Raw genomic sequence first — 18,487 nt, 5'->3', positions numbered from 1 at the left:
CTGTCAGGCATGACAACTCACCGATCTTGCTGCGCTGCAACATAATCCTGACGTATAATTCCCAAACGATCATAAACGCGGTAAATGCTTGAGAACACTGGGTGGAGATGTGAAATGTCGAAATGGGTCTATCGCTTCGGCGATGGCAAGGCGGAAGGAGGCGCTGGTGACAGCGTCCGTCTTGGAGGCAAGGGCGCAAACCTCGCGGAAATGGCAAGCCTCGGCCTGCCGGTGCCGCCGGGACTGACGATCGTCTGCGATGCCTGTACCCATTATTTCGAAAACGCCCGCATGCTGCCCGATGGCCTGAAGGCCGAAGTGCTCGATGGCATCGCCGCCATGGAAGCGATCACCGGCCGCCGTTTCGGTGCCGGCGTCCAGCCGCTGCTTCTTTCCGTCCGCTCCGGCGCCAGGGCCTCCATGCCCGGCATGATGGACACCGTCCTCAATCTCGGCCTTAACGACCATACGGTGCAGGCGCTGGCCGAAGATTCCGGCGATGCCCGCTTCGCCTGGGACAGTTACCGCCGCTTTATCCAGATGTATGCCGACGTGGTGATGGGCCTCGACCACGAGATCTTCGAGGAAATCCTCGAAGACGAGAAGGCGCGGCTGGGCCACGAATACGATACCGAACTTTGCGCCGCCGACTGGAGGCACATCGTCTCCCTCTACAAGCAGCTGATCGGTGAGGAACTGGAAACGGGTTTCCCGCAGGATCCGCACGAGCAACTCTGGAAGGCGATCGCCGCCGTATTTGCAAGCTGGATGAACCCGCGCGCGCAAACCTTCCGCATGCTGCACCGGATCCCCGAGGAATGGGGAACCGCGGTCAATGTCCAGGCCATGGTGTTCGGCAATCTCGGCTCGACATCGGCCACAGGCGTTGCCTTCACCCGCAATCCGTCGACCGGTGAGAAAGCCTTGTACGGCGAGTTCCTCGTCAATGCGCAGGGCGAGGATGTGGTCGCCGGCATCCGCACACCGCAGTCGATCACCGAGGAGGGCAGGCTCGCCTCCGGTTCCGACAAGCCGTCGATGGAAAAGCTGATGCCGCAGGCCTTCGCCGAATTCCGCACGATCTGCGACCGGCTCGAAGCCCACTACTGCGACATGCAGGATGTGGAATTCACCATAGAGCGCGGCAAATTGTGGATGCTGCAGACACGCAACGCCAAGCGCACCACCCGTGCCGCCATGAAAGTCGCCGTCGACATGGTCGAGGAAGGCGTCATCACCGAAAGCCAGGCCGTCTGCCGCATCGATCCGCCCTCGCTCGACCAGCTGCTGCACCCGACCATCGATCCGCGCGTCGAACGCCACGTGATCGGCTCCGGCCTGCCTGCATCGCCGGGCGCTGCTACCGGCGAGATCGTGTTTACAGCCGAGGAGGCCGTCGAGGCTGACAAGGAAGGCCGCAAGGTCATCCTCGTGCGCATCGAGACCAGCCCGGAAGACATCCACGGCATGAACGCCGCCGAAGCGATCCTGACCACCCGCGGCGGCATGACCAGCCATGCGGCCGTCGTTGCCCGCGGCATGGGCATTCCATGCGTCGTCGGTGCCGGCTCCATGCGCGTCGACCTGCGCAACGAGGTTCTTCTTGCCGCAAACGGCGTCAGCCTTAGGCGCGGCGAAATCATTACCATTGACGGCTCCTCCGGCCAGGTGCTGAAGGGCTCCGTGCCGATGACCCAGCCCGCGCTGTCTGGCGATTTCGGCAAGCTGATGGCCTGGGCCGACAAGACCCGCCGCATGACCGTGCGCACCAATGCCGATACGCCGCAGGATGCCCGCGCCGCCCGCTCGTTCGGGGCGGAGGGCATCGGTCTCTGCCGCACCGAGCACATGTTCTTCGAGGGCGACCGCATCCACATCATGCGCGAGATGATCCTGGCGGAAACCGAGAAGGCGCGCCGCGCAGCGCTTAACAAACTTCTGCCGATGCAGCGGTCGGATTTCACCGAACTGTTCGAAATCATGCACGGCCTGCCGGTCACGATCCGCCTGCTCGATCCGCCGCTGCATGAATTCCTGCCCAAGACCGAGGCCGAGATCGACGACGTCGCCCGCGCCATGGGCATGCCGCCCGCTTTCCTCGCCAGACGCATCGATGCGCTGCACGAGTTCAACCCGATGCTCGGCCACCGCGGCTGCCGGCTTGCCATCTCCTACCCGGAAATCGCCGAAATGCAGGCACGCGCTATCTTCGAAGCGGCTGTAGAGGCCGGAAAGACCACCGGAGAGCCGGTCGAACTCGAAATCCTCGTGCCGCTGGTCAGCCTGCGCAAGGAACTGGATTACGTGAAGGGCGTCATCGATGCGGTGGCGAAAGACGTCGCCCGCGAAACCGGCGTGCCGATCGCCTATCTGGCTGGCACGATGATCGAATTGCCGCGCGCCGCACTGCGCGCCCATGTGATCGCGGAAACCGCCGAGTTCTTCTCCTTCGGCACCAACGACCTCACCCAGACCACTTTCGGCATGTCGCGCGACGACGCGTCGGCCTTCATTCCCACCTATCAGCGCAAGGGAATTATCGAGCACGACCCGTTCATCTCGCTCGATTTCGATGGCGTCGGCGAACTGATCCAGCTCGCAGTCGAGCGCGGCCGCAAGACGCGGGCAGACCTGAAGCTCGGCATTTGCGGCGAACACGGCGGCGACCCGGCCTCGATCCGCTTCTGCGAAAACGCCGATCTCGACTACGTCTCCTGCTCCCCCTTCCGCGTCCCCATCGCAAGGCTCGCCGCCGCCCAGGCAGCGATCGAGCGGACGAAGAGATGACCGGTCAGTGGCGGTGAATATAAACCGGCCGCGTCACCACGATCGGCTGGCGCCACATCATCGCATCGCTTTCCGCCCGCCATGCGCGTCGCTCCGCGCGCCGGTCGAGTTCGATATCGAGCAGGCACCGCGCCATGGAATCGGTCCCGGGACGGAACCCAAAGCGCGCGCAGGACTGCTGATCCGCCGCCCGCCGCTCCTCCGGTGTGATTGTCTGGCAGGAAGTGAGTGCCGTTCCGATGACGGCCAGTGTGGCGATATAGGCAAGACGCATGACAGGCTCCAGATGATGGCTGCGGCACCCGGAGGTCGCTTTCGCGGATCCCAACTCGGCACCAAACCTATAACGACGGAATGCTCCAGACATGTCAAAGCCTGTCACCAGTGGAGGTTGGATTGGCCCGGCACTCGTGTGACCGAATGAAGAAGGCAGGCATTGTTGCATGGGCGATCATCGCCGCCCTGTTTGCGTTCTATCTGATAACCAGCGTTCAATTTCCTTTTGTGCAGGCTTGGTGGCACGCTGCATATGACGATCCGCACGACCTCTTCTCCAAACGCCACCGCATGGCCGACTGGCTCGTGGTGACAGGCGCATTGGAAGGCTTGAGCCGTGGCGAGGTCCTGGCGAAACTCGGACAGCCACCACCCACAGCCAAGTTCACGGACTATGATCTCGTCTATCACCTCAGCGATGAACGCGGCTTCTTGTCCATAGACTCCGAATGGCTCGTGATGCGCCTGTCTCAATCTGGGAACGTGACGGAAAGCCGAGTGATCCGCGACTAATAATCTGCAAGGATTCCATTCCCCGCCGCGCTGTTCTACAGATGGAACGAGACTTTGCATGGAGCCGCTTTCACACAATGACCGTCCGCTTTGTCCGGCCCGTTTCCCGCGCCGCCTATTTCGGGCGCAGGCTCGGCTTCTGCGCTTTTCTTCTATTCGTGGTTTCAGCCGTCGCGCATCGGTTCGGGCCGCTGAACGAGCCGGATTTCGTGGCACTTGTTCTGTGTTCCGCAGCCATAGCGGCTGCCTCGGTACCGCTGTCGCTGCTGGGTCTCGCGCGGCTCTGGAGTGTCGGTGCAAGAGGAGGCGTTGCTGCTGCCCACGGGCTGGTGTTTGCAGCCGTCCCGCTTGCCGTCGTGGTGATGGGAACCGTGTCCTATCTCACGCTGCCGCCGCTTTACGACATCTCCACCGATATCGCCGATCCGCCTGCCTTCGTCTTCGAACCGACAGCCGACCAGCGCTTCCTGCCGCAGCGCCCGCCGATGGTCACGCCCACTGAGCGCCGCGCGCAGTTTGCCGCCTATCCGCGCCTCACCGGACGACGTTACGAAGGGGCCGTCGACCGCGTCTACGAAGGCGTCCAGAAGGCGCTACGGTCCGCCCGGATCGGCATCGTCAAGACAGAGGGGCTGGAGCTGGTGGAGCCCGACATCCTCACCCGTGCAGCGCCCCGCGACGAGCAGGCGCCGGTGCCGGATGTGGCGCCGGTGCCGCTGCGCCGGCCTGAACTCACGCTCGAGCCGACGATCGGCACCGCCGGCGATGTGCTGCTTCAGGGCGAGACCCGCACGCTGGTGCTCGGCCTGCGCTTCGATATCGTGATCCGGTTGCGTGAAGATGCCGAGACGACCTCCGTCGATCTGCGCGTCGTCTCGCGCTTCGGCCCGCATGATCTCGGCCTCGGGGCTGAGATTGCCCAGGATTTCCTCGATCGTCTCGATACCGAACTGCTCGGCATCACCGGCGGCTAAGCGCCCGTCAAGCCAGCGTATAGATGCCTGAAAGCGATGGCGGTCCGTCCGTCGCAACCTGTCCCTTGCCGATCAGGTCTTCCAGATGCGCCAGCACCGAAAGGGCGGCCGCACCATGCAGACGCGGATCCGTACGCGCATAGATCGCCGTCACCATGTCAGGGATCAACCGGTCGCCGGCGCGGATGCGCTCCAGCACCGCGCGCTCGCGCATCCGCCGGTGCGTCCGCAGGCCGCGCAGAAAAGAGGCGGGCTCCGTCACCGGTCCGCCGTGCCCTGGAAAGAAGATCCGGTCTTCGTCCCCGCGCGCCAGAAGCTTTTCGACCGACGCCATGAAATCCGCCATGGATCCATCCGGCGGCGCAACGATCGTCGTCGCCCAGGCCATCACGTGGTCGGCAGAAAACAGGATGCCGGAATTTTCCAGCGCGAAGGCGCAGTGGTTGGCGGTATGGCCGGGTGTATGGAGGACGGTCAGCGCCCACCCGTCGCCCTCGATCCTCTCACCATCACCGGCCGCGATATCGGGCACGAAATCGGTATCAGCGCTTTCAGCGAGCGGATTGATCTCGCCCGCGTGCAGGGAACGGGACGCCCGGTGCGGCCCCTGCGCCACCGTCAACGCGCCGGTCGCCGCCTTCAGCCGCCGTGCCAGCGGCGAGTGGTCGCGATGCGTGTGACTGACAAAGATATGGCTGACACGCCGCCCCTCAAGCGCCGCCATCAAGGCTTCAAAATGCGCCTCGTCCTCCGGCCCCGGATCAATCACGGCCACCGACGATGTCCCGACGATATAGCTGTTGGTGCCATGAAAGGTAAACGGCGAGGGATTGTTCACCGTCAACCGCTGCACCCCTGCCGCGATCGTCACGGGCACGCCGTAGGACGGCGAAAAGGTCAGATCGAAATCAAGGTCTTCCGGCATGCTCAAAAACTGTCCTGCTGCCAAGGGCGCTTGTTGTCATCTCCCCGAGGTTTAACACCCGATCAACGCGCGTAAACCCGAAACCCCGCGTTTATTCGTGACAATCCCGAATTTTGCCGTTGAGAGGGCGCCAAAGCTTTGCTAGAGCAAGGCCACTTCCGGTCCGGGCCAGCAATGATTTGCCCCCGACCTGTTGGGGCGTCGCCAAGCGGTAAGGCTCCGGTTTTTGGTACCGGCATCCCAGGTTCGAATCCTGGCGCCCCAGCCACGCATCACGTTTCGTGCAAACCCTCCAACAAGTGACCGAGAAGCGCTTGGCCGCATATGGTCCTCAGATGCTGTGGTCTGCCGTGTTTTCCATAACTGACGACGTAGTTTATTTTAGACGAATGTAATTCTTTTGAAACCCTTGAGAGTTGCATATGCGAACAGGAAGAAATTGGTTCTTGTGTCGCATTAATGAGTTCATTCAATACAATCTCTCAAAGCCTTATCGATGTTTGGCTGCGGTCGAGCGAGATGGCAGACCCGGAAAGCGTGTATTCTAGCTTCGTCTCCAGCCTCTCCATCAAGATGGCGCTGTCCGTTGTCGCAACGGGAGACGAAGACCCGTATGACTGGCGGTTTCGGCGGGTGAGGGACTTCGGGTTCAAGAGCCATTTGCTTGGTCAATTGAGGCTGCAATTTCCCGATGCCAACCTTCGAGATCTCGATCGAGGCTTCGTCGATGAGGCCATCATCCCAACCTATTCCCGCTGTCTGCAGGTCGGGCGCCCGACGCTTGAGCTTGTCAGAACGAAGGTTCTCGGGGTCAGGATCGGATACGAGCGACTGCTGCTTCCTCAAAAGTGCGAGGGAAGGCCGAACTGGTGTATCAGCCTGGTCGAAGGGCGGTTCTTTATTCCGCCGTCGAAAGAAGCAAAGACCGACATGACGGATGACAACATCATCCAGTTGCTGATCGAGGGGCAGACGACCAAGGAAATCGCCGAAGACCTTCACCTCTCGCCCAGGACGATCGAGCATCGCATCGACAAGTTGAAGGGTCGGTTCGAAGCCAAGAACCTCGTGCACCTGGTGGCAAAGCTCGTCGCCACGCAGATTGGTCATCGGGAAAGAGAGAAGCCCTAGAGCGTTTCCTGGCAAGATTGAAGCATTCTGTTGGCTCGAACGATTGCAGATGGTTGCCCGGTCGGCGCCCGTCGTAGCCACATTCGACGGTCAAGTCGGCCGGGCGCTCAGGCCCCCCGATCCAGCCAACCCGATGGGCCGGGCAGCCTTTCGCCAGGATCAAAGCCGATCGGCTTTGACGTACCCACAGATATGCCCTTCGCCTTGCCTGTCCGAAATCCTGCGCCGGCAGGATGTTTTACTCTCGCTGGGAAACGCTCTCGGTTACCGGTTTACAACCCGATTGATGGCAGCTCTTTCCCGGAGAGCCTCAAGCGACAATCCGGTACTTGTCGATGCGACATTGTAGAGGGCAGTGGAGATATTCTTGGTCTGGAAGGCCAGACCATTTTCGCCGAGCCGGTGATTGAAGCCGAGAAAATTGCCATTGCGGTCGAGGAGTACGTGGAGGCCGAAGAACATCTGGTCGAAGTCCTGGCTTCGCGGCTTGTAAAGATCTGTGCCGCCTGCGGACGTGTTGATCTCGCCGTCGAAATTCGCGATGAACATCTGCGTGACGGCGATGGCGTTGGGGCCGTGCTCGGTCACGACTTCCCCGAACTTGCAGGCTCCAAGATGCGGGACAGACTGCAGAATCGACGCACGAATTGCCTTGCGCATCCGGTGCCCTGTCGGAAGCGAAGAGGCGAAGAGGTGATTGGCATCGTCGCCGAGGATCGACAGGTTCTCCTTCGTGACAGCGATGACTTCTGAAAGAACCATGTCTGCGGCGAGCCGTCGAAACTTTTTGGCTGAGGTTGCCATCGGTTCCGGCTCGCCCGCTTCGCCATGAAACCAGCGTGTGTATTTCGCTGATGGGAGCGCAGCATCGCTAGAACTTGAGGCGGACAACGCCGTGCGCGAGATTTTCTTTACGTCGTCACCGAAACGGTCCCCGTACTGGAGCTTGGCTACACTCATGATGCCCTCTCTTCTTGCGTTGATGAAGAAGATATGAGTGCAGCCTTAAGAGGTTGCTCCCAGACGCTCCGTAGTTTCCCCCTCAATTGATGCAGGTCAACTTTCGCTTCGGGGCGCTTGCAGCATTTTGGAAAGGCGGTTCTTCGCGGCAATGGCAATGGCAATGGCATTCGGTGTGCGGATAAGAATGGGTGCAGTGACACCGTGGTGCGCGGCTGCTGGAAGCGGGAGCGCTCCCACGCCCCGCGATGTTCTCGACTGGCACATAGGCGCAGCGGCCTTGATGTCTTAACCAAATTCCTTAGCCTTGCTTTAACCGCCGAAGCCTAGCGTCTGGAAACGGTTGAGGTGGTTAACTGAGACCGTAAAACCGCACCGATCCTAAATTTGGCGAGGGTAGGTGGCTGTCCACTTGTTGTTGAAGGCGCAGTGTGCTTTCAAGGGGCGTCCTTGCGCGACACCGGCCTTGCGTCGTGTCGGCCATCGACTTCGGAATCTGGAGTAGTTGATTTGTTGCGAATGACTGCAGTCGTGTTCTGCGTGGCTTTGACGGGATGTCAGGCCGTTCCGGGGCAGGGGCCTTTGGCGTCGGCAATCACGACCGAGGGCGGTCAGTCCGCAGCCGAGTTGAATCGTCCGAATGCCGAGGTCTTTGACGTTGTCGACGTGGACAGCCGTTCCGCACGCCTTATCTCCGATTATGTCTCGACCGCGTTGAAGCGTCGATTTGGATTTGGCGGCGGCGGCGGCCGTGCCGTGATCGGCATCGGCGACCAGTTGCGCGTGACGATCTTCGAGGCCGGGGCAGATGGCCTGTTCTCGACACGCGAGTCGAAGCAGACCCCTATCGAGCTGGTCGTACAGCCGGATGGCAAGGCCGCGATCCCTTATGTCGGCCAGGTGCGGTTCGCAGGCAAGACGCTTGAGGAAGCTCGCCAGTCCATTCTCACGGCGCTCCAGAGCAAGGCAGTCGAGCCGGATGTCATCGTGACAAGCGCAGACACGCCTTCACGCTCTGTGACGGTATCAGGCGCGGTGGCGAAGTCGTCGCAGACCCCGATCGGCCTCAGTGGCGACCATATCACCGATGTCATCGCCAAGGCCGGCGGCGCAACGGCACAGCCCTATGAAACATATGTCACGCTTGTGCGCGGCAAGCGCACTGGCACGGTGCTTCTTAAATCGATCATCGACAATCCGAACGAGAACATTTTCGTCCAGCCGGGCGACCAGATCTTCCTGTCGCATGATTCGCGCACCTTCACGCTTCTGGGCGCGATCAAGGGCAACAGTCGCAAGGAATTCGGCGCGAACGACCTGAACCTTCTTGAAGCAGTTGCGATGGGCGGCGGCGGCGACGACGCGTCGGTCAATGGCAGCGGTTACTTCCTGTTCCGCTACGAGGAACAGGAAGTCGTTCAGAGCCTGCTCGGTCCTGCACGCCTCGATGCCATGTTGCGCAAGGGAATGAAGCTCAACAGAGACGGACGTTACCCGATCGTCTACAGGTTCGACATGAGCAAGCCCGACAGCCTGATCGTCGGCCAGACGTTCCCGGTCAAGAACCGCGACGTCATCTACGCGGCACGCCATTTCTCGGTCGACTTCACGAAGTTCCTGCGCATCATCGGCGCGCCGATCAGCACGGCGTATCAGGGCCAGCGCTTGCTGGAGGACTTGTAGCCCGCAGCCGCCGGAGCCCTCCCAAGGGATTTCGACGGTATCTTCAAGGGCCACTGCGACGGCGGAGCGCTGTTGCTTCATAGAGTTACGCCTAGGGCAGTGCCTGGCCCGTAAAGGGCTGCTGCGAGCCCGTATTCCCCATCACTACCTCTGCCAAACGCCTCGTAAGTTGTGCGCTGCCTGATCGCAGACCGTGCGATCTGCGGCCTGCAGAGAAGCCGGTCGGCAGATGGTTACGATTGAGAGCTCTCCGCGGTGCCATGACGAAAAATGCCGCCTTCCAAGGGAAGACGGCATCGATGATTGGCGTCGCGGCTTCAGCCGTATTTAGGAGATAGGCGAGGCCTAGTTCCTGTCGCGGATGTTGTAATACCCCATCACCACCACGCCCCACAGAAGCAAGCTGCCGATCAGAACCAGGAATGAGTTCAGTACGCGGGACGGATACTGCGCCATTTCCGAGAGGCTTGGACGAATGAAGACGGCCAAGTAGCGCTGCTTCGCGTTTGCATCGAGCCGCGCCTTCTCGAGGCTGGCGAGCGATGACGTGTAGGCACGTTCAGCAAATTCGCTACTGGTCTGCAGTGTCTCATACTTCTGGATACGACCGGCAACATCCGAGCCCGTAGCACTGCGGCCCTGCTTTCCGGCCGCGGTACCGCTACCGAAACGCTGCCGTTCCCGGTTAAGCTGGGATTCGAGGCTGGTGATCTGCGACCGCAGCACTCGGACGCGCGGCGTGTTTTCGCTCAACTGTGTCAATGCTGTGGACAGGTCCGTGCGCAACTGGACGAGTTGCTGTTCAAGCGAGCCGATCAACTGCGCAGCAAGCTTTGCACCTTCGACCGGATCAGCTTCCTGGGACGAATCACGGTAGTCGCGCAGGGCTTCTCTGGCGCCGGCAAGCCTGTTTTCCGCCGTGCTAACTTCCTCCTGCGCCACTTTCAGGACTTCGGTACGGCCGTAAAGGGAAAGCTCGTTCACGAGCTTCTCGCTCTGGGTGATCACGAAATTGGCAATCTGCTGCGAATCCTCGGCCGAGAACGCCTTAACCTGAAGGTTCATTATACCGGATGTATGATCGAGATTGACGCTGATCATATTGCGCCAGTAGTCGAGCTTGTCCTCGATCGGCGCATCCTTCGAAAGGCCGTAGAAAAAGTCAGATCCCCGTGGCGCAAAGATCTTGTCTATTCCGAACGCCTCGTCGATGGCCTGCACCATGCGCTCGCTCAGGATGAAGTCGAGCAGAACGTAGGAGTCCGAGATCGTGCTGCCGCTCGATGCCTGTCCGAATATGCCCATCAGGTCGGAAGCTTGGGCCGACTCGATGCTGCGCACAGAAAATGACGATGAACTGTGATATTGGTCTGCCGCGACGAACGCCATGTAGAGCGAGCTCAAGGCCGTAGGGACAGCTACCGCTAGAACAAAGCTGGCGCCGATCACGAAATGTCTTGTTTTCAGCAGGTGCGTCTTGCCGGCAGCGGCACTCGTCGAGACCACATCTGAACTCGGCTCGGGTGCAACGACTTCCGGCTCCGGTGGCGGGACAGGGGTAGCAGGAGCTTTGAACGGGCGTTCCAGCAGTCCCTGAAGGAGAACAAGGTTCTTTGGCACCGGTCGCGGCTGGCGCAGCTCGGGTTCGATCCTGTTGTCGGATGCACCGGCGATCTTCTGTTGCGCGTTGTCCAACGTCAATGCCTCTTCATATTGTTTTCGTGCACCGTGATGGCGTCTTCAAGTTTATCATAATACGTCAGCTTGCCGTCTTCCAGCACGATTCCAGTCTCGCAGTAATCACGAAGCGTGCCAGCACTATGGGAAACCATGATAACATCCGAAGCGCTTAAACGCTCCTTGAATGTTTCCTTCGATTTCCGTTTAAAATTCGTATCTCCAACCGCAGTTATCTCGTCGACGAGATAATAATCGAATTTGACGCCCATGCTGACGCCGAACGCGAGGCGGGCTTTCATGCCCGATGAATACGTGCGCACCGGCGCCTGGAAAAAGGAGCCGAGCTCGGCGAATTCTGCGACATAGGCCACCAGTTCTTCCGTATCGACCCCGTAGATCCTCGCAACGAAGCGGACATTCTGTTCGCCGGAAAGATTGCCCTGGAAGCTGCCCGCGAACCCAAGCGGCCACGAAATTTTCCCCTGCCGGGTGACCTTGCCAGAGTCGAGATCCAGCGTCCCGGCGATGATCTGCAGCAGGGTCGATTTTCCGGCGCCGTTGCGGCCGAGCAGTCCCACGCTCTTACCACGCGGGATCACAATGCTCGCATTGTCTATGATCGTCTTCGAAACGCCCTTCATCCGGACACGTTTCGTGGCCTTGTCCAGCTTTATCATCGTGCTCTCAACACGCCTCTCGAAATGGTGAATATCGCCATGCCTGCGAACAGCAAGACGGTCGTGACGCGGAGGAGATAGTCCAGATCGAAGCCTATCGCCCGATATTCTGGATAGAGTCCGGTCCGAAACAGCATGACAAGATGTGCAATCGGGTTGATCAGAATGGCATCACGCGCCACGGGTGGCAGTGAATCCGGTAGGTAAAAAATCCCTGAGATCAGGAACAGCGGCCGGCTGACGATGCCGAAAATCTTGTCGTACAGTGGAAATCGCTGGAACAGCACATTGTTGGCGAGCGCGAGCCCGAGCGCGATGAGGCTGCCGAGGCTAATCGCTGTCAGGATCGGTGACAACCGGATCGTCGGCGTTGTTTTCAGCTGCATGATCAGCGGTGCAATGATGCAAATCGCAACCACGCAGGTCGTGCAGAACTGCAACGAGAAGCGGGCCGCGATCGTGTCGATCGGAGCAACATTTGGATAGCTCAGCAACGGCCGGTTGGCATTGACGGCGCTGTTTAGATAGCCGGCCATTGCCGCATAAAACTGGAAACAGACAAAGCCGCTGGCAAAGAAAAGCGGAAAACTGGTTCCCAGTGCAGGCTTGTGCGCGATCGCCATGAAGATCAGCGACATGAACGCGATATAGGCGATAGGCTCAAGCAGCGCCCACAGGTATCCGCCCGGGTTCTTTCCGAACCGGGTCGACATCTCTCGGATGACGAGAGCTGTCACGACGCGCAAGTGGGACGTAAAGTAGTACAAACGACCTCGTGATTTGCTCGCGGGTTGAAACTGGACTTGCCACGCCGCCGCAGGGCATGTTCTTGCACCTAAAATATGTCATTTGAAGGGAATACGCCAGTGGTTCGAATCATGCCGATTGAATGGCGTGCCAGCGATCCCTGTTGACCTAATGACCTCCACCAACCATTCCCGTAGACCTTACCCATCGCACCAACACCAACACACCCAACGAAGGAACCCAATCGAGGATGATTGCCGCTGGAGTGCCGGGTCTTGACGGACGACACGTGTTTGCGGTGCATATCCGCCGCTGGAAGCGGGGGATGCTGGAGGCCTATTTTCCGCATTTGAGCTTTCAGTATCTGCCGCTTTACCTGAGCGATCTCACGTTTGTTCGAGACTGGCAGGACTTAATCCTCGCAACACCCGGCGCGACCCTGCTGGTCTGGAGCCGGAATGTCTCGGATGCCATCCTGGAATTCGCGCATTCCAACCATATCCAGGTCGTGTTTCTGGAAGACGGGTTCATCCGCTCGCTGGTCGGCAATGCCAGCAAGAGCCTGCCGTTCTCGCTCACACTCGATAGCCGCACGCCCTATTTCGATAGCCGCCAGCCCTCCGATCTCGAAGATATCCTGAACAGCTATGATTTCGATGCCGACCCTGATCTGATGGAGCGGTCAAGGGCCGGCATCGATCTTCTGCTCGGGTCCGGCCTCAGCAAATACAATTCCGCTTCCCGACAAGGCGCAGGAGCAGATCTCCTGGCGGCAAAGGCTGTACCGGCCGATTCTGTGGTGCAGGCGCAACGTCGCATCCTTGTTATCGGCCAGGTGGAGGACGACGCGTCGATCCGCTTCGGTTGCGATCGTCCGTTTACCAACAACGACCTCGTGCGGTTGGCAGCCAAGGAAAACCCGGATGCCGAAATCCTTTACAAGCCGCATCCCGATGTTCTGAACGGTGTCCGGGCGCAGCGGTCCGATCCGTCCGACGTCACCGATCTCGCAACAATTGTCTCCGCGCCGGTGTCGCTCCCGGATCTTCTCGCGCGCGCCGATCATGTCTACGCCATCACGTCGCTCGCAGGCTTCGAAGCGCTGCTGCGGGGCCTTCCCGTGACGCTGGCCGGATGTCCGTTCTATGCCGGGTGGGGCTTGACCGACGATCGGCAGCCCAACCCGCGGCGGGGCCGCAAGCTTACTATTGAACAGCTGTTCGCCGCGGCCTATCTTCTCTACCCGCGCTATTTCAATCCAGTCGATGGAACCCAGATCGATTTCGAAACCTGTCTGGCGCTGGCACTCCAGTGGCGGGAAAAGGGCATGCCGGAAACTCAAATCAGGGAAGTGCCGATGCCGGCGCGGCCAGGCTTCGCGATGCGGGGGGCCTATGGCCTGTTCGGCTGGCGGCATCTGCTGACCGTGCCGATTGCTTGGCTGATCAAACTGGCGGGGTCAGAGCAGGATGCGCGCGATTTCCGCCGGAACCCGATCCTGTTCTTCCGCGAGCTATCCAATCCGTGGCTGAGACGCCTCGGACGGATCCTCTATCCCCTCGATGGGGAGAGCCGTTGAGCGGGCATCGCCGAGTGACGGCGATGCCCGTTCCATTTACTTCTTCGGTAGCAGCAACTCTTCGCAATAGCTTGGGCCAGTGGAGCCGGGACGATCTGCGGTGATGGTGATGTCGCGGATCGTGTAGCTTTCGGAAACAGTAACCTTGGCCGAGCAGCTAACGCTTACCGATTTGCCGTTTGCAAGCTTGATGCGGGTATAGCCGCCGCGCCAGTTGTAGATCGTCGAGCTGCCGCTATCGACATCGCTCAAGGGTGGGCTGAACTTGGCGAAGAACTCGCCAGCCGAACGGCCGGTCCAGTAGGTGTTGATCGGGCTGCTGGCAACGCTGACAGTGGTGCATGCAGAAAGCGCTACCGCGAGAACGGCGGTCAAGGGGAACAGGCGGCGGCTCATAATCTTCAACAAATCCTCTTGCATGTGGTGATCGCCCCAGACAATGCCTGCCAGGCAGGACTTTTGAGATGGGCAAAGCTTTGATCTCGCACTAACAGATTTCCGCTGCCTGTCGCGACATCATCTTTCCAAACAGCTCTCAATTTTCATCCGAGCCGCTTTTTTGCAACGCCTTGTTCTCGAGGTGTTTGAAGCGGTGATCAGGCCTGCACGAGACCTCATATTTTTTCAAAGCACACGCTTGTGCAACGGAAAATGCCGGTTTATAGAGGCGCCACTGGTCACGGAGTGTAGCGCAGCCTGGTAGCGCACGTCGTTCGGGACGACGGGGTCGGAGGTTCAAATCCTCTCACTCCGACCAGTTTGACCCTTGTCCCGCAAGGCTCCTTCCCGAAAAAGCTCACTTCACAAGCGCGCGTTTCATCCACGCCCATCCAGCATCCCCGCCACAATCTCCGCCGACCTCTCCGCACCATCCAGCGAAAACGGCAGTTCCTGAACGCCAGTGATCCCGCTCGCCCTTCGGATGGCCTCTGCCAGCGCTTCACCGGTCAGCGAAGCCTCATCCACCACTTGCGCAAGTCCAAGCGCTTTGAGCTTTTCGGCGCGCACAGTCTGCTCAGTCTCGCCGCCGGCCGCGAACGGGATGAGGACTGGCCGGCAGGTGGTGCGGAACAGGTCGCAGACGGTGTTGTAGCCGGCCTGCGAGACAGAGATTTGGGCATTTGCCAGAAGCGACGGGAAGTCGGGGCGGAAACGGATGACCGTCACGCGGGAGCCGGCCTCTGCCGAAATACGGTCGAAATCCTCCGCGGGAAGATTGGGCCCGGTGATGACGCACCAGCTGCGGCCGTCGTTGAGAATGCGCTCGGCTTCCAGGGCCGCGCCGATCAGCCCCGCACCGACGGCGCCGCCGCCGGCGGATACCAGCACGTCGAACCGGTCGGGCGAGGGGGTGGGCGTGTTGGGTGCGACGAGGCCGGTATAATGGATCTTGCCCGCAAATTCCGACGCCCTGCGAAACGTCTCCTCAAGCTTCACGAAGCCCGCATCGCCATGCACCAGCACGCCGTCGAAATGATCCCGCATCAGGGCAATCGTCTCGTCGTCGCGGCCGGACTTGCGGTTTTCCTGCAGAATGTCGCGCACGGAGGCAAGAAGCAGCGGCTTTGGCTCGGCAGACCTGATCGCGTCCAGCAGCGGCAGAAGTTCGAACCGCATCTGCCGGCGACCGAAGGGAAAGGCCTCGGTGATAACCACGTCAGGCTTCAGGTCGTGAAAGAGATCCAGCAGCAGGCCGGTGCGATGGTCCTGGAAGGCCTCGTCCACAGGCTCGCCGCTCGTGGCATCGCTAAGCGATGAAAATCCGCTGTTGGAGGCGACCACCGGCGGCAGCTGCACATGCGCCATGCCTGCAGGCGGAAAGCCTTTCACCGGCGTGCCACCCGTCACCAGCGTCACGTCGAACCCGGCGCTCTGCAAGGCCGACGCCACGCGGCTGGCGCGAACGATATGACCGATGCCCAGCAGGTGCTGCACATAGAACAAAACGCGCCGGCCTTTGCCGATAGAGGTGCCGTTGTTCATCGACTTGTCTCCCGGCTCGCAAAGCTCTTGGTGAACAGCCGCTTGAGGTCGGCAATGCTGGTATGGTGGTCGAAGTCGTGGCGCACCTTTACCTCCGCGGCCTGACCCAGGCGCTGGCGAAGCGCGGGCTCGCGGATCGCTTTTTCGAGCGCTGCCGCCAGCGCCACCGGATCTTCCGGCGCAACCAGCAGCCCGTTTTCACCATCAACGAAAAGTTCGGTAATGCCTGAAATATTGGTCGCCACCACGGCCAGGTTCTGGCTGGCGGCCTCCACCATCACGTTGGGCAGCCCGTCGCGGTCACCGTCGGCGGTAATCCGGCAGGCGAGCGAGAAAAGATCGCTGTCGCGGTAATGCTCCAGCACCTCGCGCTGGTCCAGCGCCCCCTTCCAGGTGATGCGGGATGCGATCGAAAGGTCTTCCGCCAGCGCTTTGAGGGGCGCAAGCTCGTCGCCGCCGCCGATATGGGTAAAGCGCCAGGCAAGCTCCTTGGGCAGCAGCGCAAGCCCGCGCAGAAGCGTGTCATATCCCTTCTTCTTCACCGCCCGGCCGACGCTGACGATCCTCACGGGATCATCCGGATCGCGCCCGTCGCGGGCAGGGCGGGTTCCTGCAAAATGCGGGAACCGGTCGAGATCGAGCCCGTGATAACTCAGATGCACGTTGTCGCGGGAGGAAAGGCTCTGCAGCCGCTCATGGCCCGCCTTGGTGCAGGTTACCGTCCAGTCGGCCTCATCAAGCTTGTCGGAGAGATCCCAGGGTTCGGAGGTCCAGATATCCTTGGCATGTGCCGAAACGGTAAAGGGAATGCCGCTCATGCGGCTTGCGTAGCGGGCAACGGCTGCCGGCGTGTGAATGAAATGCACATGCAGCCAGCCGGCATTATCAGGCCATTCCGCCACCAGAACAGCAGCCTGGCCGAAACGCCGGAAACGGTTGCGGGAAAAGTCCCGCGGCAGGTCGCGGAAAAACGCCTTGAGCGCCGAGCCGAAACCCGGCAGCGTCACGACCTTCATGAGCGCTCTTGCCACCCGCACCGGTTCCTCATGCAGGTATTCCGGCAGGTAGCTGACCGGCGCCTTTATCTCGTCATGCACCGGATGCCGCTTCTTGTCGGTCGGGCGGCGCATGGCCACCAGCTTCAGGGCAAAGCCTGCCCGTTCCAGCCCCAGCAGTTCCTGGGCGATAAACGTTTCCGAGAGCCGCGGATAACCTTTCAGCAGCACGACGATAGTCTTGTTGGTCATGTCAAAGCAGTTCCAGCAGAAATGCGCAGCGGGTTTGCACCCGGGCCGTTTGGCGGCGGCACTGCGTCCGGTCAGGAGAGGGCGTGTTAGCCTTGCGCAATCGAAAGGTGGCGTCCCTTGTTCTTCATCCACCCTTCGACGATCTCGCCGATATGCGGCAGGCCTTCCATCTGCAAGCCGGGTGCCGTCACCGAGGGCGGGTCGCGCTGCCACAGCGCCTTGATCGCGGCTGCAAATTTCGTGGCATCGGCACTGTCGTCGGCAGACAGCATGTCGACGAGACCGAGCTCCGCGCCGCGCGTTGCACGGATCAGCTGTTCCTCGCGCGGCTGCGTGCGCGGCACGATCAGCGCCGGCTTGTCGAACGACAGGATCTCGCAATAGGTGTTGTAGCCGCCCATGGCGATCACCGCCTTGGCGCCGGCGATCCGGTCTTCCATGCGGTTGTCGAATTCGATCACCTCCAGCCGTGGATCATCCTTGCAGGCTTCGGTAAACACGGCGCGCTGCTCGGCCGGCATGTAGGGACCAAGCACGATCACCGTCTTGTAGGTCAGCGCCGGATCGGCCTGATAGGCTGCGATCACGTCGCGCACCAGGTCTGCGCCATCGCCGCCACCACCGGTCGTCACCAGCAGGTAATCCTCGTCCGCATCAGTTTCCGGCACGGCACCGGAGGTCACCTTGCGCTGCAGGAAGCCGACGAAATGCATCTTCTTGCGCACGGATGCCGGCGCATCCAGCCCTTCGAGCGGATCATGAAACTCCGGCGGGCCGTAAACCCACACGTCGTCATAGAGCTGGCCGATCTTGCGCAACGTATCGTGACGCTCCCATTCGGCCTTGAGCAGATGCGGCGCGTCCATCACGTCGCGAAGGCCGAGCACCAGACGTGTGCCCTTGGTCTTCAGATAGACCAGCGTGTCCTCCACTTCGCCACGAAGGCCAAGCGGCTCCTTGTCGACGATAAAAATATCGGGCTCGAAGCTTTCGGCGGTATGGCGAATGCTGGAATGGCGCATCTTCAGCGTCTCGGCCAGATCGATATGCTGGTCCATCGACGTGTAATCGCCGTTGTGCAGCTTGATCACGCTGGGGATCTTCACGAAATCCACCCGGGCGCGATAATCGAAGGCACCGGCAATCGTCGCACCGGAAATGATCAGCACCTGCACGCCGCGGTAATTCTCCACCAGCGAATGAGCGATGGTGCGGCAACGGCGCAGGTGGCCAAGCCCGAACGTGTCATGGCTGTACATGAGAATGCGGGCATTATTCAGATGTCGCGGCATGCCCGAAACTCCTACCGGCAACGATGTGTCTGA

16 protein-coding genes and 2 tRNA genes are annotated in these 18,487 nt (G+C 60.6%); 8 read left to right on the top strand and 10 right to left on the bottom strand.

The genetic code is table 11. The features are described 5' to 3' along the window. Positions 1 to 114 precede the first annotated feature (114 nt). A complete protein-coding gene (gene ppdK, locus ACQY1L_RS10945; protein WP_430240883.1) occupies positions 115 to 2,787 on the top strand; it encodes a pyruvate, phosphate dikinase in 2,673 nt (890 codons plus the stop codon). Positions 2,788 to 2,791: 4 nt separating this feature from the next. Here the strand turns inward: ppdK and ACQY1L_RS10940 are convergent, their stop codons facing one another. Then, a complete protein-coding gene (locus tag ACQY1L_RS10940) occupies positions 2,792 to 3,061 on the bottom strand; it encodes a hypothetical protein (protein WP_430240882.1) in 270 nt (89 codons plus the stop codon). Between the two features lie 146 nt (positions 3,062 to 3,207). On the opposite strand from ACQY1L_RS10940, the gene ACQY1L_RS10935 reads away from it, so the two are divergent. Together ACQY1L_RS10935 and ACQY1L_RS10930 are read left to right on the top strand one after the other, a co-directional pair. Continuing rightward, positions 3,208 to 3,576, top strand: coding sequence for a hypothetical protein (locus ACQY1L_RS10935; RefSeq protein ID WP_430240881.1), 369 nt, complete (start codon positions 3,208 to 3,210; stop codon positions 3,574 to 3,576). Between the two features lie 77 nt (positions 3,577 to 3,653). Further along, positions 3,654 to 4,550 carry a DUF1499 domain-containing protein gene (locus ACQY1L_RS10930; protein WP_092661514.1) on the top strand — a complete coding sequence of 299 codons (897 nt, stop codon included), beginning with the start codon at positions 3,654 to 3,656 and terminating at the stop codon, positions 4,548 to 4,550. 7 nt (positions 4,551 to 4,557) lie between these two features. Here ACQY1L_RS10930 and ACQY1L_RS10925 read toward each other — a convergent pair whose 3' ends face one another. Next, positions 4,558 to 5,475 (bottom strand): MBL fold metallo-hydrolase, encoded by a 918-nt coding sequence (locus ACQY1L_RS10925; protein WP_430240880.1) that lies wholly within the window; start codon positions 5,473 to 5,475, stop codon positions 4,558 to 4,560. Positions 5,476 to 5,669: 194 nt separating this feature from the next. Between ACQY1L_RS10925 and ACQY1L_RS10920 the strand changes: the two genes are divergently transcribed. Then, positions 5,670 to 5,743: transfer RNA gene (locus ACQY1L_RS10920), tRNA-Gln, on the top strand. Between the two features lie 251 nt (positions 5,744 to 5,994). Then, positions 5,995 to 6,606: a helix-turn-helix domain-containing protein gene (locus tag ACQY1L_RS10915; RefSeq protein WP_430240879.1), complete on the top strand. Its 612-nt coding sequence runs from the start codon at positions 5,995 to 5,997 to the stop codon at positions 6,604 to 6,606. Between the two features lie 264 nt (positions 6,607 to 6,870). Here the strand turns inward: ACQY1L_RS10915 and ACQY1L_RS10910 are convergent, their stop codons facing one another. Further along, positions 6,871 to 7,566, bottom strand: coding sequence for a DUF6656 family protein (locus tag ACQY1L_RS10910; RefSeq protein WP_113489988.1), 696 nt, complete (start codon positions 7,564 to 7,566; stop codon positions 6,871 to 6,873). Positions 7,567 to 8,076: 510 nt separating this feature from the next. Here ACQY1L_RS10910 and ACQY1L_RS10905 point away from each other — a divergent pair. After that, on the top strand, positions 8,077 to 9,249 hold the full coding sequence (locus ACQY1L_RS10905; protein ID WP_162759496.1) for a polysaccharide biosynthesis/export family protein: 1,173 nt from the start codon (positions 8,077 to 8,079) through the stop codon (positions 9,247 to 9,249). A gap of 345 nt (positions 9,250 to 9,594) precedes the next feature. Here ACQY1L_RS10905 and ACQY1L_RS10900 read toward each other — a convergent pair whose 3' ends face one another. The 3 genes from ACQY1L_RS10900 to ACQY1L_RS10890 are packed head-to-tail and all read right to left on the bottom strand — an operon-like array spanning position 9,595 to position 12,319. After that, entirely contained in the window at positions 9,595 to 10,944 is a 1,350-nt protein-coding gene (locus tag ACQY1L_RS10900) for an RkpR, polysaccharide export protein (RefSeq protein ID WP_430240878.1), read from the bottom strand. Positions 10,945 to 10,946: 2 nt separating this feature from the next. Then, complete coding sequence (locus ACQY1L_RS10895; protein WP_092661524.1) at positions 10,947 to 11,606, bottom strand: ABC transporter ATP-binding protein; 660 nt, start codon at positions 11,604 to 11,606, stop codon at positions 10,947 to 10,949. Next, a complete protein-coding gene (locus ACQY1L_RS10890) occupies positions 11,603 to 12,319 on the bottom strand; it encodes an ABC transporter permease (RefSeq protein WP_430243913.1) in 717 nt (238 codons plus the stop codon). The genes ACQY1L_RS10895 and ACQY1L_RS10890 overlap by 4 nt, the downstream gene beginning before the upstream one ends. 284 nt (positions 12,320 to 12,603) lie before the next feature. Between ACQY1L_RS10890 and ACQY1L_RS10885 the strand changes: the two genes are divergently transcribed. Further along, a complete protein-coding gene (locus ACQY1L_RS10885) occupies positions 12,604 to 13,932 on the top strand; it encodes a capsular polysaccharide biosynthesis protein (protein WP_430240877.1) in 1,329 nt (442 codons plus the stop codon). 36 nt (positions 13,933 to 13,968) lie between these two features. On the opposite strand, the gene ACQY1L_RS10880 is transcribed toward ACQY1L_RS10885, so the two are convergent. Next, entirely contained in the window at positions 13,969 to 14,328 is a 360-nt protein-coding gene (locus ACQY1L_RS10880; RefSeq protein WP_062453565.1) for a hypothetical protein, read from the bottom strand. A gap of 284 nt (positions 14,329 to 14,612) precedes the next feature. On the opposite strand from ACQY1L_RS10880, the gene ACQY1L_RS10875 reads away from it, so the two are divergent. Next, positions 14,613 to 14,689 (top strand) — tRNA-Pro (locus tag ACQY1L_RS10875). Positions 14,690 to 14,748: 59 nt separating this feature from the next. Here ACQY1L_RS10875 and ACQY1L_RS10870 read toward each other — a convergent pair. The 3 genes from ACQY1L_RS10870 to ACQY1L_RS10860 form a co-directional block, all read right to left on the bottom strand. Further along, positions 14,749 to 15,915 carry a glycosyltransferase family protein gene (locus ACQY1L_RS10870; protein WP_430240876.1) on the bottom strand — a complete coding sequence of 389 codons (1,167 nt, stop codon included), beginning with the start codon at positions 15,913 to 15,915 and terminating at the stop codon, positions 14,749 to 14,751. Further along, positions 15,912 to 17,162: a glycosyltransferase gene (locus ACQY1L_RS10865; protein ID WP_430240875.1), complete on the bottom strand. Its 1,251-nt coding sequence runs from the start codon at positions 17,160 to 17,162 to the stop codon at positions 15,912 to 15,914. The genes ACQY1L_RS10870 and ACQY1L_RS10865 overlap by 4 nt, the downstream gene beginning before the upstream one ends. 86 nt (positions 17,163 to 17,248) lie before the next feature. Beyond that, positions 17,249 to 18,454, bottom strand: coding sequence for a glycosyltransferase family protein (locus ACQY1L_RS10860; protein WP_430240874.1), 1,206 nt, complete (start codon positions 18,452 to 18,454; stop codon positions 17,249 to 17,251). Positions 18,455 to 18,487: the final 33 nt, after the last annotated feature.

The organism is Neorhizobium sp. DAR64862/K0K3, from assembly GCF_050500185.1.
GTDB lineage: Bacteria > Pseudomonadota > Alphaproteobacteria > Rhizobiales > Rhizobiaceae > Neorhizobium > Neorhizobium soli.
Note: the sequence above shows the minus strand (reverse complement) of the source record. Positions and strands in the feature narration are given on the sequence as shown.